Here is a 17,120-nt window from a genome sequence, read left to right on the forward strand (position 1 = left end):
CTTTGAGTGTCACTCTTCCCGGATCGTCAAATGAAGGACGGCTGCAGAAATCTCACGTGGCAGGCTCATTTCGTCCGGCCGGTCCGCCATCCCTGCCCGCAATGCCGTCAGGAAATATCTGTCGTCCGCGTTACCGGCGCCGCCTTCAGCGCTCACAGGCATGGAGAATTGCCCGGATCCGCCGTTTTCCAGCTCTTCCAGTTGGATGACGGGGCTATGAGCTGCAATCACGATAATGGCTTCCGATCCGGCAGGTGGCTGCACGGTGAACTTCTGACGCCCCTGCCGGCCATCGCCATAGACGAAACGGTCGCCGAATTGCACCTGCTGGCGCACCGGACCACGACGCGGAAAGAGGTTCACCACAGTGCCGTCGGCCTGCAGATAGACGATATAGAGAAACGAGGCGAAGTCCGGCGCAGTTACCTCGAAGGCCAGCGAATCTCCGTAGCGTAGATCCGCGCTGCCTCCCAGGAGCCGAATGCGCGGGCGCGAAGGTTCCGCCAGTGGCCGGGCAAGGGTCTTCAGGGCTTCACACACGGGCCAGGGCCTGACATCGATTTTCTGAAGCTGCTCGGGCGGAAACTCCGCTTCCAGTTTCCGGAGCGCTTCCTGAGTACTCACGAAACCGGCGAGCAGCGGCATGCCGTCCGGCGTATCTTCGCTCACGTAAAGGCTGCTGCAGCTATCCCCCGCAAAGGCCACCTCATTGTCCCGGTCGGTTCTGGTCAGCCCTGGCACCGGACGCGGCGGCACGATGGACGTGCGCATGATCGACGCGTTGTGCATGTCGGCCTTCGTTGCCTCGTAGCTGATCCAGCCATACCCGTCTCCGGACCAGTATGGCCCCCAGGAGTTCTGGACGAGGAATGCCTGACGCCGTTCATCGTACCCGACGAAAACCATTTGGTGTCCTCCGGCGGCCCCGCTGTGGCGCCCGAGCGATCCCTGGTAGATCTCTCCCGATTTCAGATATTGCAGCGTCACCCCGTCCGGCGTCTGGGAGGACGGCACCACGCCGACCATCAGGAACCCGGTGGCCACGGGGTTACCCGCCGCCAGCTGCTGCTTGATCGCATCCAGATCCCGGTCCGTCGCGTTGCGGCGCTGGCGACCCTTGTCGAACACGAACAGGAAGTCTCGAATGCGGAACCTGTCGGGGGCCATCGTTGCGGTTTCCACCCGTTCCGAACACATGGCGGCGTCCGGAATGTCGTCCTGGTCGGGAGAGCCGTTGCCCTTGAAATAGGCCATCGCCAGAAGCGCATGACTTCCGGCGGTTTCACACGCCTCCTGCCGGTTGCGGATCTGCGAATGGAGAAACGCCGGACTTGGCGTGAAGGTGCGGTTGCCGGGTTCCACGTTGTTTTCAAGCGCAGCGTAATAGCCGCGCATGGCATACCCGATGGCATAGGAAACACAGCTGCCGTATGTCTGCAGCAGGGGTGGTGGCATCATTGGCGACAGGTCGATCGCGTCGGGGATATAGGCCCGTGTGACATTTACCTGTCCGACGCCTTCCAGCAGCGCAGGATCGATCGGCGCATCGCCCAGAAGGCCCGTCAGATCACGCGGATTGAAGCTTTGAGCCGATGCCGGACTTGCCGAGAAGACAGTGGCACAAGTGGTGACGACAGCCAGGGTGGCAAACAGGCTGCCGGAAAATGCACACAGAAACCCGTGTTTCTTGCGACTGAAAATCATCGCGTCCCAATTCCCAAAACAATCGCCCAAAACACCCACACGACTATAACCGATAAACAACCGGAGGGAAGCTTTCAGCCGGATCACATCGCCGGACGACTTTCCTTTTGCCGCTTCATCCTGACATGCTCTTGACAAACACCCGCCCGCAGTCCGCCAAAGCCTTGACCTCTTGACCCGGCTCGGGCATTTAGCGCTGCAAAGTCTCAAGACCAACCGAAAGCGAACTCCCATGGGTTTCCAGTGCGGCATTGTCGGACTGCCGAATGTCGGCAAGTCCACACTCTTCAACGCGCTCACCAAGACGGCAGCTGCACAGGCTGCCAACTATCCGTTCTGCACGATCGAGCCGAATACGGGCGAAGTTGCCGTTCCGGATCCGCGCCTCTACGCGATCCGTCAAGTTGCGGGGTCCAAGGAAGTCATTCCGACGCGCATCACCTTTGTCGACATCGCCGGCCTCGTGCGCGGCGCCTCCAAGGGCGAAGGCCTCGGCAACCAGTTCCTGGCCAACATTCGCGAAGTCGACGCCATCGCACACGTGCTGCGCTGTTTTGAAGACGACGACATCACCCATGTGGAAGGCACTGTCGACCCGATCGCCGATGCCGAAACGGTCGAGACCGAACTCATGGTCGCCGACATGGAAAGCCTTGAGCGCCGCATTGCACCGCTGAAGAAAAAGGCCTCCGGCGGCGACAAGGAAGCCAAGGCTGTGCTGCCCGTCATGGAAGCCGCGCTGGCCCTGCTGCAGGACGGCAAGCCGGCACGCGTTCTGGAAGTCTCCGGTCCGGATGAAGAGAAGATCCTGAAGGGCCTGAACCTCCTGACTGCAAAGCCGGTTCTCTACGTCTGCAACGTCGACGAGGCATCCGCAGGCGAAGGCAATGCCCTCTCCGCCAAGGTCGCCGAAAAGGCGAAGGCAGAAGGCGCTGCCGCCGTCGTGATTTCCGCTGCCATCGAGGCGGAAATCTCCCAGCTCGACAAGGAAGAACAGGAAGAGTTCCTGGAGACCATCGGGCTTGAAGAGCCGGGCCTCGACCGGCTGATCCGCGCAGGCTACGGCCTGCTGGGCCTGATCACCTATTTCACGGCAGGCCCGAAGGAAACCCGCGCCTGGACCATCACCGAAGGCACCAAGGCCCCGGGCGCAGCCGGCGTCATCCATACGGATTTCGAACGCGGCTTCATCCGCGCGCAGACCATTGCCTACGACGATTACGTCGGCCTCGGCGGCGAAACCGCAGCCAAGGAAGCGGGCAAGGCTCGCGACGAAGGCAAGGAATATGTCGTCAAGGACGGCGACGTCCTGCTCTTCAAGTTCAACACCTGACGAAATCCCGCGCAGGCAGCCAAGCGCCGCCTGCGCGTTTCCCGTCCGCCACCGCCTCCCGGTCAGCCGCCTTCCTCAGAAGGCACGGAAACGGAAGATAAAGACATCCCCTCTAGGGTTACCCGGACAAACGGGAATTCGACCTGCAGGAGGGGCCAATATGGCGGGACGAAGCGACACCAGGATCCGCAAGATCATTGCGGGAACGGTGGGAAATACGCTGGAATGGTACGATTTCGCCGTCTACGGCTATCTTGCCCCCATCCTTGCACAACAGTTTTTCCCGAGTGACGATCCGACCGTCAGCCTGATCAGCACCTTCGGTGTCTTTGCGGCCGGCTTCCTCATGCGTCCCATCGGCAGTCTGCTGCTCGGCCATATTGCCGACAAGACCGGCCGCAGCCGGGCCCTTCTGTTGTCCGTCGCCCTGATGGCCATTCCGACAACGCTGATCGCCTTCTTGCCGACCTACGACCAGATTGGCATTGCCGCACCCGTGCTGCTGACGCTGCTGCGGTTGCTGCAGGGGCTTTCCGTCGGCGGCGAATACACCGGCTCGACCGTCTACCTCTACGAGATAGCCCCGCCCAAGCGTCGGTGTTTCACGGTTTCCTGGGCCCTGGTCGGAGCAACATTCGGCATTCTGCTCGGTTCCGGCGTGGCGGCACTGGCAACCGGCCTCCTGCCGGCGGACGATCTGGGAAGTTGGGGATGGCGCATTCCCTTCGCCTTCGGTCTGCTGGTCGGCCTCACCGGTTTCATGATCCGCAGCGGCACCAAGGCAGAAGAAAGGGACCAACCGCCCTCCTCGCATGATCCTGTCAGTGCTCCGGTTGGCGAGGTCCTGCGCAACCACCGGCCCGCCCTGCTGCGGACGATAGCGTGCAACATCCTCAACGGCGTCGGCTTCTATCTGACGTTCGTCTATCTCACGTCCTACCTGGTCGACTACGTCAAGTTCACGGAAAGCCGGGCCCTGACGATCAATACCAGCGTGATGGTCGTCTTCATGCTGCTGTTGCCTATTGTCGGCTATCTCGCCGACAGGATCGACCGAAGAACCATACTGCTGTTCGGATCGGGCGGTGTCGCCCTCTTCGCCCTGCCGATGTTCTGGCTGGTGCACCATCCGGATCCGGTCATGGTCATTCTGGGCCAGCTCGGCATGGCCGTTATTCTCACCGCCTTCTTTGCCCCGCTCATGGCCGCCATGGTCGGCCAGTTCCCGGTGTCCGTACGCGTGACCGGCTATTCCATCGGCTACAACATCCCGCTGGCGCTCTTTGGCGGCACGGCACCGCTGTTTGCCACCTATCTGATCGACAAGACCCACCTGCAGCTTGCGCCGGCGTTCTACATGATCGCTGCCGGCCTTCTGGCCTTCGTGGTCATCTGGTTCATGCCTTCGGAAGACGGTAGCATCAGCCAGGACGAAGAAGCGGAGCCGGCTCCAACGTAGTGCAGGGCAACAGGACCACCTGCATTCCGGCCTGAACGCCTCTGGTGTGCCCAACAAATCGCACGACAAAGGCTGGCTCCACCGGGGCGAATATAACTCCCGCTCGACAGGATGCTGCCGAACCCGGTACAAGCAGGCTTTCGTCAATTCTCGAAAGTGTCTGCGATGTCGACCGTCATTCCGGCTCCCTTCCCCACGATCCTGCCCGTCAGCGAAAGCCAGAAGGGTTTTCCAGTCCGCCGGGTCTATTGCGTCGGTCGAAACTATGCCGCTCATGCCGTGGAAATGGGCCACGATCCGAACAGGGAAGCACCGTTCTTCTTCCAGAAGAACCCGGACAACCTCGATCCTTCCGGCGAATTTCCCTATCCGCCCCTGTCCAGCGACGTGCATCACGAGGTCGAACTCGCGGTCGTTCTGAAGTCCGGCAAGCGCAGCATCCCGGCAGCCAGTGCACTTGAACATGTTTACGGCTACGCCGTTGCCCTCGACATGACCCGCCGCGACCTGCAGGCGGAGGCCAAGAAGGCGGGGCGCCCGTGGGAAGCCGCCAAGGCTTTTGAACGCTCTGCCCCTATCGGCCGGATCATGCCGGCGGCAGACAGCGGCTTCCTCGACCAGGGCCGGATTGCACTCAGCGTGAACGGAGAGCTTCGCCAGGAAGGCGACCTCAACCAGTTGATCTGGAAAATACCGGAAATCATCGCCAAGCTGTCCGAGCTGTTCCAGCTTGGTGCGGGCGACGTCATCCTGACCGGAACCCCCGCTGGTGTCGGCTCCGTCCAGCGCGGCGACCTCATGCTGGCGACCATCGACGGCTTGCCGGAGCTGACCGTCAGGGTCATTTGACAGGCCCGGGCGGGCGTGTGCGCGCTCGCGTTGAGATCCCCGGTATTGCCGCATTGCAAGGGCCCGGAAAGCAGCCGCTTTCCGGGCCTGGTCTTATTGGCCTTCTCTCGCCCTTGAAAGCTGCGGAACCTTTTGGTGGCAATCCGTGTTTAGAAGTTGTGGTCCCGGTTTCTCCGACAACGGCGCTGTCCAGCTCCGTTCGGCCGGAAATGCAAAGGAAGACGGACCAAGTCCTTTAAGTGGTCTTGAGATTGCGGGTCGGCCATGTTCAGGTCGAACCCGGATTTTGAAGTCTTTGCCGGAGCCTGTTCGTGACCTTTGACCAGATTGCCCTGTTCGTCCTCTTCGGCACTGTCTTCGCACTGCTGGTCTGGGGCCGTATCCGCTTCGATCTCATTGCCTTTGGCGCGTTGATCCTGGGTGCGTTCCTGGGTCTCGTCCCTTCCGAGGAAATCTTCTCCGGCTTCGGCCATTCCGCCGTCATGATCATTGCCCTCGTGCTGATCGTCTCGCGCGGGCTGATGAACTCAGGTGCCGTGGAACTGATTGCGGGCGTGGTGATTTCCGCTTCCAGAGGCCTGTCGCGGCATATCGGTCTCATGGCCATCGTCGGCGCCAGTCTGTCGGCAATCATCAATAACGTCGCTGCGCTGGCATTGCTCATGCCGCTCGATATGGAGGCGGCCAAGAAGGCGGAACGTTCGCCCGGCCTCTCCCTGATGCCCCTATCTTTCGCAACGATCCTCGGCGGCATGATCACCCTGATCGGAACACCGCCAAACATCGTCATCGCGCAGTATCGTTCGGATGCCTTTGGCGCGCCCTTTTCCATGTTCGATTTTGCCCCTGTCGGCCTCGTGGTCGCAGTGACAGGCATTGCCTTTGTTGCCCTGTTCGGCTGGCGCCTGCTGCCCCGCCATTTCCGGGACAAGCCGAAACAGGAGGGCTTTGCCGAAAGCCTTTATGCGGCCGAACTGAAGGTCGGGGAAATCTCGGAAGAAAAGCCGCTTACCGTCGGCGATCTTTACCCCGTTGCCGACGAGAAGGATGTCGCCATCATCGGCCTCATCCGCAATGGCCGGCGTGTACGCGGGTTTGCCCGCCGCGAGGCGATCAAGTCCGGAGATTACCTGTTCGTGGAAGGCGACCCCAAGGCTATCGAGGCCTTCATGGGCGCCGCCAAGCTGGAATTCGCCGGCTCAGAACAGCACAAGGGCGGCCTGAACAACGACGCCCTGTCACTGATCGAGGCAATCGCGCCGGACAATGCCAGGATCATCGGCCGGTCGAGTTTCGACATGCGTCTCCTTTACGGCCACAGCGTTACCTTGCTCGGCATTTCCAGGCAGGGTCGCCGTGTACAGAAACGCGTTCGCCACGAAGAGATACGCCCGGGTGATGTGCTTCTGCTGCTGGGTACCCCGGAGCGGCTGGAAAGCGCCTGCGCCTGGCTTGGTGTCCTGCCTCTGGAAGGACGCAAGACAGGCGTCATGCAGCGCAACAAGGCCTGGCTGGCCATCGCAGGCTTTGCCGTTGCGATTGCAGCAGCCGTTGCTGGCCTTGCCTATCTCCCGGTTGCCCTGGCTGCCTGTGTGATTTTTTATGCCGCCGCCGGCCTGATCAGCGGGTCGGAGGTTTATCAGTCCGTGGAGTGGAAGGTGATCGTTCTTCTCGGCTCGTTGATCCCCCTTGGACAAGCATTTGAGGAAGCAGGCAACGCTCAGCTGATCGCCGACGGTATTCTCGCCCTCACCTCGACGGCTCCGGCATGGGTCACCCTCGCCATCCTGATGGTGGTGACGATGACCCTTTCCGACTTCCTGAACAACGTTGCCACCTGCCTGATCGCAGCGCCCATCTCGGTCCAGATCGCCAATTCCCTTCAGGTGAACTCCGATCCGTTCCTGATGGCGGTGGCGGTTGCATCGTCCTGTGCGTTCCTGACGCCGATCGGCCACAAGAACAACACCATCATCATGGGCCCGGGCGGCTATCGCTTTGGCGACTACTGGCGTATGGGCCTGCCGCTCGAGATCCTCGTCCTGGCCGTCAGCATCCCGGCCATCCTGCTGTTCTGGCCGCTCTGAAACAGAGCTCAGGCAGCAGGCTTCAGAGGCAGGCAGATGTCGGTCAGAAGGTCCGCCGGCGCCGTGTCGCGCGGGTTGTTGAGATAGACTTCCAGACAGGGCGCATCGTCCGGTTCACGGCCAGACTGCGTCAGCCACTCGCCGTAAAGCCACTCGTAGGCCCATTTCATGTCGGCGTAGGGTCCCTTGTAACGCAGCACCGCGTAGTCACCGGCACGCGTTTCCCGCTTTTCGAGCGGAGCATCGACCGGGAAGCTATCGTTTATGACCGCTCCGGCAGCCGACTGCAGATCATCTTCGGCAACATGGGTCGGGTCGGAATAATAGAGCGCCTTCATCGCACCGATCCGGCCGACCAGCTGACGGCTCACCAGAATGCCGAAAAGTGTCTCGAACGCCTTGCCGATCTCCATGTAGGCGCCTCGGTGAGGCAGCACGGCCAGGGTTTCGGACGGAAGGGTTTTGACGGAAACGTCATGCATTGGAGCTGGTCCTTTCTGTTTGGGAAGTGGTGCACCACCGTTGGCCGGCTGAACCCGGCGCGAGGAAACGGAGGAGCGGTAGGCGGTGGGGGTCTGGCCGTAAGCCTGTTTGAAGCTGCGTGAAAAAGCCTCCAGGCTGCCGTATCCGGCCCGTTTTGCGACGACGGGCAAGGCCAGGTCCGTATAGGCAAGGTCTCCCGCGGCACGATGAAGGCGCAGCCGCTTGACCGTCGCGAAGATGGATTCGCCATAGGTCGACTGCCAGACCCTGTGCCAGTGTGAGGGAGAAAGGGCTGCCACCTCGGCAAGCGTCGCCAGATCAGGATCCTCGTCGAGGTTGGCGTAGATATATTCGATCACCCTTGTGAAACGGCGGACATAGCCGTTGTCCCGCGGTGAGAGTGTGAGCTTTTCGTGATTGGTCATGGACTTGGCCCCGTTCGATTGATGGGACCCTAGCACCATGCTTTTTGATAAATCTTGCTGACTTCCAGCCCCTCACACCGGCACATTCCGGAAGAACAAGGTCTTTCTTCCAGAAAGACAAAACAGGCACTGGCTTCCGGCGTCGGAATGGCCATGATGTACGCAACTCAAAAACAGGGGAGTTGAACCATGACCACCCAGAAACGCATTCTGTTCACCGGCGGTTCCGGCAAGGCCGGACGGCACGTCATTCCCTATCTGCTGGCCCAGGGACATCGCGTCGTCAATGTCGACCTGAAACCGCTTGATCATCCAGGTGTCGACAACCTCATCGCCGACATCACCTCATCGGGTGAAATGTTCAACATCATGACCAGCTACGCCAATTTCGATGAACTGGAACCGGGCAACGGGGTGCCAACTTTCGATGCGGTGGTCCATTTTGCCGCTGTGCCGCGCATTCTCATTCATCCGGACAACAGAACCTTCGAAGTCAATACGATCGGCACATACAACGTCATTGAAGCCGCCGTGAAGCTCGGCATCCGCAAGATCGTGATCGCCTCTTCGGAAACCACCTACGGTGTCTGTTTCGCCGATGGCGTGGTCGATCCGAAGGTGCTGCCCGTCGAAGAGGATTATGACGTCGACCCGATGGACAGTTACGGGCTTTCCAAGGTGGTCAACGAACAGACCGCCCGCGCCTTCCAGCGCCGGTCCGGCTTCGATATCTATGCGCTGCGGATCGGCAATGTCATCGAGCCGCACGAATACGACCGGTTCCCGGATTTCTTTGCCAATCCTGCGCAACGCCGCAGAAACATCTTCTGCTATATCGATGCGCGCGACCTCGGTCAGATCGTCGACCGCTGCCTCGAAAAGGACGGGCTCGGCTACCAGGTCTTCAACGCCGGCAACGACACGAATTCCGTCGATATTCCGAATGCGGAAATCCTTAAGAGCTTCTTCCCCGACGTGCCGCTGAGCCGGGAACTCGGCGAGCACGAGGCCCTGTTTTCGAACCGCAAGATCCGCGAGGTTCTGGGCTTCCAAGAAGAGCACAACTGGCGCAAATACGTGACCGTATAACCGGCGATCCAGGCAAGAACGAAGGCTGGCGGATTTAGTTTTACTTCCGATACGGCTGGGACTAGCTTCTGAACGCAACACTGTCGGGCAGCAAGGCTGCCCACCTGGGAAACGTGCCATGAAGCTACTGAAATCTGCCACTCTCGGCCTTGCCCTCCTGGCGTCTGCGACTGCAGCCGTCGCACAGGGAACCGGCTCGCAAGGGTACTTCCAGATCTACAACAACACCGAAGACAACGTAGTCGTCGGCTTCTACACCAATGACGGCGACGGCTGGTCGGACAACTGGCTGTCCGGACCGCTTTCGCCGGGTGAAAGCGCGAAAGCCGAGTTCGCCGCCGACACGGGCAACTGCGCGCAGACCTTCCAGGTCGGCTGGCTGGCCGACGACGATACCGAAGTTCTCGACGATCCGATCGACATCGATATCTGCGAAGCCAGCAACGTCTACATGGATGATAACGAGATCTATTACGACTGATCTTTTCTTCCAATCTCAAGGCGGGAACGCGGACCAGCGCGTTTCCGCGGACTGCCAACACCACCGGAATTCATGACCGATCTCCTTTATTTTGAAGACTTCGAACCTGGTCAGGTCTTCGAACTGGGCTCCCTCACCGTCAGCAGGGACGAAATCATCGATTTCGCTGCCGAGTTCGATCCGCAGCCTTTCCACCTCGACGAAGAGGCCGGCAAGGCATCCATCCTCGGTGGGCTCGCTGCCTCCGGATGGCATACAGGTTCGATGGTGATGCGCCTGCTTGCCGAAAATTTCCTGACCAGGACAAGCGGCCGTGGTTCGCCGGGTATCACCAAGCTGCAGTGGAAGCGTCCCGTTCATCCAGGTGACTGCCTAACGGCCCGGGTCGAAATACTCGACACGAGAGACTTGCGGTCGAAACCGGACCTTGGCCTCGTCAACATTCGTCTGACGGCCAAGAACCAGAAGGGCATCGAAGTGCTCGTCTGGGAAAACCCGAACCTGTTCGCAAGACGGGAGGTCGCCCGGTGAGTGCCTTTTTCGAAGATATTGAAGTCGGTGACACGCTTGACCTAGGGGAACACACCTTCACCCGGGAAGACATCGTGCGTTTTGCGGAAAAATACGATCCGCAGGCTTTTCATCTCAGCGAGGAGGCTGCCGCGCAGACCCATTTCGGTCGCCTGTGTGCTTCCGGTTGGCACACGGCAGCGGTATTCATGAAGCTCTGGGTCGCAAGGCACAAGGCTCTTCAGGAAGAAGCGCTGGCGGCAGGGCAAACACCAGCCAATATCGGCCCCTCGCCCGGGTTCGAGGATCTCAAGTGGATCAGGCCGGTCTTTGTTGGTGACACCCTGCGCTACCGGCGTGTGGTCACCGGCAAGACCGAAAGCCGGACCCGCCCGGACTGGGGTCTGGTTCATTCCGACATGCAGGCCTTCAATCAGGACGGCACGCTGGTGTTCTCCTTCAAGGGCACGGTGTTCGTCGAACGCCGCAAGCGCTAACCGGACAATCAGTCGGCCCTGTTAAGACGCAAAAGCGTGCTGCGTCCTCAAGACGGCAGCACGCTGTGCGGTTGGCGATCCTGTATTGCCATGCCTCGCTTGCGAGCTGTGCGTCAGCGGCAGACGTCCAGGATCCACAAGAAGGCCATCGGCACCATGGTCAGCGCCGGCAGGATGATCGCCGGGTATCCGAAGGCATAGATCGACACCGCCCAGATCATCGCGAGATTGGCGATGAACCAGTATTTGGCATCTTCCGCGCCGTAAAGCGCTTCCTTGAGAAACAGGTTCAAGATGGGCACGGCCAGAAGCAGCCGTAGCACCAGGACTTCCTTGGGGGCAGATGAAGCAGACATCTCTTCTCCGGATCTTAGGGAAAACACGTAGAGTTTGTCCCTAATCCGTTTGCCTGTTCCAGGCACTGCGGCAAACGGACATCATGCCCATTTGCCGCAGTTTGCCGCGTGATGCTATTCCGGCTTGCGGCCGTGCACCAGCATCGTCATGCCCGGGATCATCACTTCAACTGCGATATCCGTGAAGCCGGCGGCTTCCATCAAGCCGGCAACGTAGGAACTCGTGATCGAACGGGCTTCCGGGTTGAAGGCGGTGTGCTGAAGCTGCCAGAGCGCGGCCAGCTTCGGCCCGTCGCGGTTTTCGTCGACCATGAAATCATGCACCATGAAGTCACTACCCGGTGTCAGAACCTCGAAGGCCTTGCGCACAAGCCCGGGAATGGCCGTGCCCGGGACGCCGGAAAAGAGATAGGACATCAGCACTGCGTCCGCGCTGTCCGGCCATGTGTCCTTCAGGGCATTGCCCGGCGCGTAGCGGATGCGGTCTTGCAGGCCTTCTTCGGCAATGAACTCTTCGCCCACCTTGGCGACATTCGGAAAATCAAGAACGGTTGATCGCAGTCCCGGATACGCCTTGCAAAGCGAAATCGAGAAGGCCCCGGTGCCACCGCCAACGTCCAGCAACTGCTTGGCAGCGGACAGATCCACAAGCTTGGCAAGTCCCCGCCCGGGCCCAAGCGAGCCTGCATGCTGGGACCGGGAATAAAGCCGTGCTTCTTCCGGGTCGCTGAACCACGTCTCGTAGGAAGCAACCTGGTCGTCCTCCAGACTGTCCGTCAGGGCGTCGTTGAGCTGCGTCATGAAGGGGTACATCTGCTTGTCGATCTGAAACCGCAGATAGTCGCCGAAATCATACTTCCGTCCTTTCACCAGAAACGCCTCCGCTGCGGGCGAATTGGTGAAGCCTGCTCCCTCCCGGCGCACCAGCCCGAGGCTCGTAAGCGCGGTCAACAGTGTTGTGGCACGATCAAGATCAAGCTCGCTTTCTTCAGCAACTTGCTGTGGCGTCAAGGTCTTTTCGGAAAGCAGTGAAAACAAATCTACATGAAGTGCAGAAAAAAGAGCCTTGGAGCCCATAAATCCGAAAGCAATATCTGAAATTTCCTCAGCCGTTTCCAAGGACCTGGCGACGGGCATAAATTATCCTCCTCAGGAATTCTGAGCACAAATGTGCGGAATTTTTCCGTTCAGGAAAAATGAACTTGGGAATGAGCAAGTATAACTATTGTGCGCCGCAATGCAAATTCCGCTCCCCAGCCGGCAAGAGCTGACGCGGGAGCCGGTTTTTGTCCTTGAACTTTGGCAGACCCCGGTCTTCGATTAAGCTGAGGCCGATGCTGTCAGGCATCGAAAGCGTTCTCAAACGCCTGGTAATTTGCCTTTCTGCAGTATACCGCCCGCAAGAAACCGAACAGGACCGACCGAGTGCCTTTTCTCGACTTTCCCGCACAGCTTCCGGAAAACCGGACACCACGTGCCGTGATCTTCGGTGCCGGACACGGCAGCACTTACCCTGGCAAGGACAGCAGCGGGTACACCGGAGCAGCCGATGCCATTCGCGCAGCCAGTCAGGAAGATGCCGGCCTCGTCGGCCACTGGGACTTCGATCTCGGCGGACCGCTATTCGAGGGTCAGCCGGTATGCTGCACCGACATCGGCAATATCGACACCCGGCTGCACGACAACGCAGGCAACCGGGCACGGATCGAGGCACAAACACGCTCGATCCTGGCACTGCCAGCCGTTCCGATCCTGCTTGGCGGTGATGACTCCCTGCCGATCCCCTTCCTCGCCGCCTTCGCTGATCAGGGGCCCCTATGGGTGCTGCAGATAGATGCCCATATCGACTGGCGCGATGAGGTCGACGGCGAGCGCTACGGCTACTCCAGCCCGATGCGCCGCATCAGCGAGATGCCGCATGTTGCGGGCCTCGTTCAGGTTGGTCTGCGTGCCGTCGGCAGTGCCGGTAAAAACGAAATCGTGGCTGCACAAACCTATGGCAGCCGCTTTGTCACAGCGCGCGAGGTCCACGCAGAAGGTATCTCGGCCGCGTTGAAGCATATTCCGCAAGGCGCGCGCTGCGTAGTCACGCTGGACTGTGACGGCCTCGACCCGGCCATCATGCCCGGCGTTGCGGCACGCACACCCGGCGGGCTCACCTACACGCAGGTGATCGATCTGATTGCGGGTCTGGGCAGACGCGCAAGGATCGTTGGGTTTGACCTTGTCGAATTCTACCCGCCAAACGATATCGACGGCCTCAGCGCGCTGACCGCCTCAAGACTTTTGGTCAACGCCGTCGGCGCGATCGTCCGGCAATAACAGGATACTCGGACAGGTGTTCGGGCTGGCAAGACCGATGCAGAAAAGGTGGGAAAGAAAGGGGATGTCGCCAGCACCTCAAAGGTTGCGGGCAAACAGGACTTCGTCGCGGATTTCGATACCGTAGTCGCCACGCAGCGGAATTTCCGGCTTCTTCTCGCGCTCGGCATCGATGACACCTTGCGCAATCCGCTCCAGACGGAAGCCGCGCCGTTGATAGAAGCGGAAGGCGTCGAGGTTGTCGTTGGACGTACGGACGGTCAGCCGGTTGATGCCGGATGCCTTTGCTTCATCGACCACCGCGTTCAGCAGCAGTGTTCCGGTGCCACCCCAGCGGCTGAGCGAGTCCAGCGTGAGGATTTCCCATTCGCTTTCCCGTTTGATCAGCGTGACGAGCCCCACAAGATCGTCGCCTGCATAGGCAACATAACCCGGTAGGCTCGACGCATCGACGATCTCGCCGTCCAGTAGCATTTCGGGGCCTGCCCATCGGTCTGCCAGAAGCTGGAACACAGCTTCCTTGTCTTCCTCGTTGATCCGTCGGATGATCACGCTCATGGTCTGCCCTGCCTCCAGATCAGCGGCCCTTCAATCGTCGCCAATTGAACAACCATTTGCCGATCGCTTCCATAATTTGCGAGCACCCTTTCTGCGGTCGTCTGGCCGCAGGATGCCCTATCGGTGAATGACGCGGGATGCCAGAGGCGTGCGCGCCTGCCAACGCGCTCGCTCCAGCTCCGGGTCGATATGCTCTTCTTCCGGATAACCGACGCATAGATAAGCCACGAGGCGCCAACCGGCGTCAACCTGCAGCGCCTCTGTCACCGCGTCCGGATCAAGGATCGACACCCAGCCAACCCCGACACCTTCGGCACGAGCCGCCAGCCAGAATGTGTGGATCATGCTGACCGTGGAATAGGCCAGCGTTTCCGGCATGGTCAGCCGGCCCAGTCCGTGGCCCTGTTCCGGGTCGTCGTCGCAGAAAATCGCCAGATGCACGGGGGCTTCCTTCAGCCCCGCCAGCTTGAGCTGGCGATAGGCGAGCGCCTTGTCGTCACTGTAGGTCCTGGCGGCTTCTTCGTTTTCCGTTTCGAAGCTCGCGATGATCCGCCCACGCGCCTCGGCGCTGTCGACGACAACAATTCGCCAGGGTTGGCTATTGCCAACAGACGGCGCGAGGTCTGCCAGTTGCAGAAGATGGTCGAGCGCGCCTGCCGGCAACGGCTCCTGCTTGAAACGGCGCACGTCCCGGCGCCATTTCAGAAGGGTCTCGAAATCCTTCTGAAATTTCGCTGAAAAGTCCGGTATCACGTCCCTGCCCTCGGCTCCTCCCGCCATGACAGACCTAGTGACCCGGAAATTCCACGAGGGTGCGCACTGGAACGTTCATCGCTTCCAGTTTCTTGCGCCCGCCGAGATCTGGCAGATCGACGATGAAGCACGCCGACTCGATGTTGGCGCCCATGGACCGCAACAATTTGCAGGCAGCCTCTGCCGTTCCACCGGTAGCAATCAGGTCGTCAACCAGGATGACACGGTCGCCCGGCTTGATCGCATCCTTGTGCATTTCCATCTCATCCAGGCCATATTCCAGGGAATAGGCGATCCGGACGGTTTCGTGCGGGAGCTTGCCCTTCTTCCTGATCGGCACGAAGCCGGCGGACAGCTGGTGCGCGACCGCGCCCCCGAGAATGAAACCGCGCGCCTCGATGCCTGCAATCTGATCGACCTTGGAGCCGGCCCAGGGCTGTACCAGAGCATCGACCGCCCGGCGGAAGGCACGGGCATCGCCGAGCAGCGTCGTGATATCCCGGAACAGGATGCCCTCTTTCGGATAGTCCTTGATCGTGCGGATTGCACTGACAAGTTCATCCTGAATGGTCTGTGCGGTCATCGGGATATCTCTCTGTTAAAATAGTTCCAGGCATCTGCCCCGGCCGGTGGTTATAACAAGTTTGACCTGCCGGTCGAAGCAATTTCGCTTTGTCTCAAGGGGTTATGCCGGCCACACTTTCGGCCGGCTATCCGGTCAGGTCCGGTTCAGGATCCGTCCTGCGACAGCGTCGAGCTTCGCCACCAGCGCCGGGTCGCGTTTGTCCGGTGCGGTCATCATGGCAAACTCCAGCGCAGTATCGGACCCGGCCGGGCAGGACTGATGTTCGCGCGGCAGATCCCTTGCGACACGGGCAACAAGCCTCTGGGCGTTTTCGGCGTTCTCGTGAAGAACCTTGATGATGGCCTGAATATCGACTTCGCCGTGGTCCGGGTGCCAGCTGTCATAGTCGGTGACCATCGCGATGGTGGCGTAGGAAATCTCAGCCTCACGGGCAAGCTTTGCTTCCGGCATGTTGGTCATGCCGATTACGTCGCAGCCCCAGGACCGGTAGAGCTGGCTTTCCGCTAGAGAAGAGAACTGCGGGCCTTCCATGGCCAGATAGGTGCCGCCCTTGGCATAGGCGAGGTCCTCAGCTTTCGCGGCTGCCGCCACTGCATCGACCAGTTTCGGGCTGACCGGGGTCGCCATGGACACATGCGCGACACAGCCGGTACCGAAGAAACTCTTCTCCCGCGCAAACGTCCTGTCGATGAACTGGTCCACCAGCACGAAGGTGCCTGGAGCATGTTCTTCCTTGAGCGATCCGCAGGCAGAGACAGACAGAAGATCGGTGACGCCGCAGCGCTTCATCACGTCGATGTTGGCGCGGTAGTTGATGGTTGTCGGCGAATAAACGTGTCCGCGCCCATGGCGAGGCAGGAAAACCACCTTGAGACCATCAATGGTGCCGATACGCACTTCATCGGACGGGGTGCCCCAGGGGCTGTTGACGGCGATCCATTCGGAGTTTTCCAGACCCGGAAGGTCGTAGATTCCAGACCCGCCGATAATGCCCAATACTGCGTCTGCCATAACCACTCCAAACAGATTCAAAATCAATTCCTGCGGGACACAGGCCCGCATCAGCGATGGTTTATTTCAATTGATCCGCGATGGCGTCAAGCCCGGCCTTGGCGCATTTCGCCTCATTCTCACCGCCACCGCCTCCGGCAACGCCAATCGCTCCGAGAAGCATTCCGGTCGCCGAGACGATGGGCAGCCCCCCAGCCAGAGGCAACGCCCCTGGAATAGCAGCAAGACTGGCCTCTCCGCCCGGTCCGGCGAGCGAACCTAGATCCGAACTGGGAAGGTTGAATGAAGCGGCGGTCCAGGCCTTGCGACGGGCGGTTTCGGCAACATGCGCACCGCCCATGTTACTGCGCAGTGTCACTTGCTCGACGCCGAAACGGTCCACCACGGAAGCTCCGGCCTGAAAACCTGCCTCGTTGCAGACCTCGACGGCTCGCAGCGCAGCGCGCATGGCAAGATGCATGTCCAGGACCTCGACCATGTGGGTTGCGGCCGATTGCGAATTTGCGGGGACAGGAAGCAGGAGAATTGCCAGAAACATCAATGCGCGGCGCATTGCATTACCCCTCAAAGAAAAAGCCGCCGGAAGGTCCGGCGGCTTTCATCATGCACTTAGGCGG

Annotated in this window: 18 protein-coding genes; 9 read left to right on the plus strand and 9 right to left on the minus strand. The window is 60.2% G+C overall.

Annotated elements, in window-relative coordinates; translation table 11 throughout:
- Positions 1–9 precede the first annotated feature (9 nt).
- The gene (locus J7447_RS13405; protein ID WP_209169831.1) at positions 10–1,704 is read right to left on the minus strand and encodes a DUF4384 domain-containing protein; all 1,695 of its coding nucleotides are present in this window, start codon (positions 1,702–1,704) and stop codon (positions 10–12) included.
- 232 nt (positions 1,705–1,936) lie between these two features.
- Here J7447_RS13405 and ychF point away from each other — a divergent pair, with 232 nt between their 5' ends.
- The 4 genes from ychF to J7447_RS13425 all read left to right on the plus strand — a co-directional run bounded on the left by ychF (position 1,937) and on the right by J7447_RS13425 (position 7,432).
- Positions 1,937–3,037 (plus strand): redox-regulated ATPase YchF, encoded by a 1,101-nt coding sequence (gene ychF / locus J7447_RS13410; protein WP_022998103.1) that lies wholly within the window; start codon positions 1,937–1,939, stop codon positions 3,035–3,037.
- 160 nt (positions 3,038–3,197) lie between these two features.
- The gene (locus tag J7447_RS13415) at positions 3,198–4,496 is read left to right on the plus strand and encodes an MFS transporter (protein ID WP_022998104.1); all 1,299 of its coding nucleotides are present in this window, start codon (positions 3,198–3,200) and stop codon (positions 4,494–4,496) included.
- Positions 4,497–4,661: 165 nt separating this feature from the next.
- Positions 4,662–5,345, plus strand: a complete 684-nt coding sequence (locus tag J7447_RS13420; protein ID WP_022998105.1) for a fumarylacetoacetate hydrolase family protein — start codon at positions 4,662–4,664, stop codon at positions 5,343–5,345.
- A 311-nt stretch (positions 5,346–5,656) separates the two neighbouring features.
- Positions 5,657–7,432, plus strand: a complete 1,776-nt coding sequence (locus J7447_RS13425; protein WP_022998106.1) for an SLC13 family permease — start codon at positions 5,657–5,659, stop codon at positions 7,430–7,432.
- 8 nt (positions 7,433–7,440) lie between these two features.
- Here the strand turns inward: J7447_RS13425 and J7447_RS13430 are convergent, their stop codons facing one another.
- On the minus strand, positions 7,441–8,340 hold the full coding sequence (locus J7447_RS13430; protein WP_062491438.1) for an AraC family transcriptional regulator: 900 nt from the start codon (positions 8,338–8,340) through the stop codon (positions 7,441–7,443).
- Positions 8,341–8,529: 189 nt separating this feature from the next.
- Here J7447_RS13430 and J7447_RS13435 point away from each other — a divergent pair, with 189 nt between their 5' ends.
- The 4 genes from J7447_RS13435 to J7447_RS31315 all read left to right on the plus strand — a co-directional run bounded on the left by J7447_RS13435 (position 8,530) and on the right by J7447_RS31315 (position 10,917).
- On the plus strand, positions 8,530–9,429 hold the full coding sequence (locus tag J7447_RS13435) for an NAD(P)-dependent oxidoreductase (protein ID WP_209169832.1): 900 nt from the start codon (positions 8,530–8,532) through the stop codon (positions 9,427–9,429).
- Positions 9,430–9,547: 118 nt separating this feature from the next.
- Positions 9,548–9,910 carry a hypothetical protein gene (locus J7447_RS13440; protein ID WP_022998109.1) on the plus strand — a complete coding sequence of 121 codons (363 nt, stop codon included), beginning with the start codon at positions 9,548–9,550 and terminating at the stop codon, positions 9,908–9,910.
- A 72-nt stretch (positions 9,911–9,982) separates the two neighbouring features.
- Positions 9,983–10,441: a MaoC family dehydratase gene (locus tag J7447_RS31310; protein ID WP_286189134.1), complete on the plus strand. Its 459-nt coding sequence runs from the start codon at positions 9,983–9,985 to the stop codon at positions 10,439–10,441.
- Positions 10,438–10,917 (plus strand): MaoC family dehydratase, encoded by a 480-nt coding sequence (locus tag J7447_RS31315; protein WP_055655912.1) that lies wholly within the window; start codon positions 10,438–10,440, stop codon positions 10,915–10,917. Before J7447_RS31310 ends, J7447_RS31315 begins: the two co-directional genes overlap by 4 nt.
- 113 nt (positions 10,918–11,030) lie before the next feature.
- Here J7447_RS31315 and J7447_RS13450 read toward each other — a convergent pair whose 3' ends face one another.
- Positions 11,031–11,273: a hypothetical protein gene (locus J7447_RS13450; protein WP_075282487.1), complete on the minus strand. Its 243-nt coding sequence runs from the start codon at positions 11,271–11,273 to the stop codon at positions 11,031–11,033.
- A 114-nt stretch (positions 11,274–11,387) separates the two neighbouring features.
- Positions 11,388–12,410 (minus strand): methyltransferase, encoded by a 1,023-nt coding sequence (locus tag J7447_RS13455; RefSeq protein ID WP_022998113.1) that lies wholly within the window; start codon positions 12,408–12,410, stop codon positions 11,388–11,390.
- A gap of 288 nt (positions 12,411–12,698) precedes the next feature.
- Here J7447_RS13455 and J7447_RS13460 point away from each other — a divergent pair, with 288 nt between their 5' ends.
- Positions 12,699–13,595 carry an agmatinase gene (locus tag J7447_RS13460; protein WP_209169833.1) on the plus strand — a complete coding sequence of 299 codons (897 nt, stop codon included), beginning with the start codon at positions 12,699–12,701 and terminating at the stop codon, positions 13,593–13,595.
- Between the two features lie 78 nt (positions 13,596–13,673).
- Here J7447_RS13460 and J7447_RS13465 read toward each other — a convergent pair whose 3' ends face one another.
- The 5 genes from J7447_RS13465 to J7447_RS13485 all read right to left on the minus strand — a co-directional run bounded on the left by J7447_RS13465 (position 13,674) and on the right by J7447_RS13485 (position 17,056).
- Positions 13,674–14,153, minus strand: a complete 480-nt coding sequence (locus J7447_RS13465) for a GNAT family N-acetyltransferase (RefSeq protein WP_209169834.1) — start codon at positions 14,151–14,153, stop codon at positions 13,674–13,676.
- A gap of 117 nt (positions 14,154–14,270) precedes the next feature.
- Positions 14,271–14,933, minus strand: coding sequence for a 5,6-dimethylbenzimidazole synthase (bluB, locus tag J7447_RS13470; RefSeq protein WP_209169835.1), 663 nt, complete (start codon positions 14,931–14,933; stop codon positions 14,271–14,273).
- A 7-nt stretch (positions 14,934–14,940) separates the two neighbouring features.
- Entirely contained in the window at positions 14,941–15,489 is a 549-nt protein-coding gene (locus J7447_RS13475; protein WP_022998117.1) for an adenine phosphoribosyltransferase, read from the minus strand.
- Positions 15,490–15,624: 135 nt separating this feature from the next.
- On the minus strand, positions 15,625–16,503 hold the full coding sequence (locus J7447_RS13480; protein ID WP_209169836.1) for an S-methyl-5'-thioadenosine phosphorylase: 879 nt from the start codon (positions 16,501–16,503) through the stop codon (positions 15,625–15,627).
- A 61-nt stretch (positions 16,504–16,564) separates the two neighbouring features.
- Positions 16,565–17,056, minus strand: coding sequence for a heme-binding protein (locus J7447_RS13485; RefSeq protein WP_022998119.1), 492 nt, complete (start codon positions 17,054–17,056; stop codon positions 16,565–16,567).
- Positions 17,057–17,120 lie beyond the last annotated feature (64 nt).

This window comes from Labrenzia sp. R5_0 (assembly GCF_017743835.1).
Taxonomy (GTDB): Bacteria; Pseudomonadota; Alphaproteobacteria; order Rhizobiales; family Stappiaceae; genus Roseibium; species Roseibium algicola.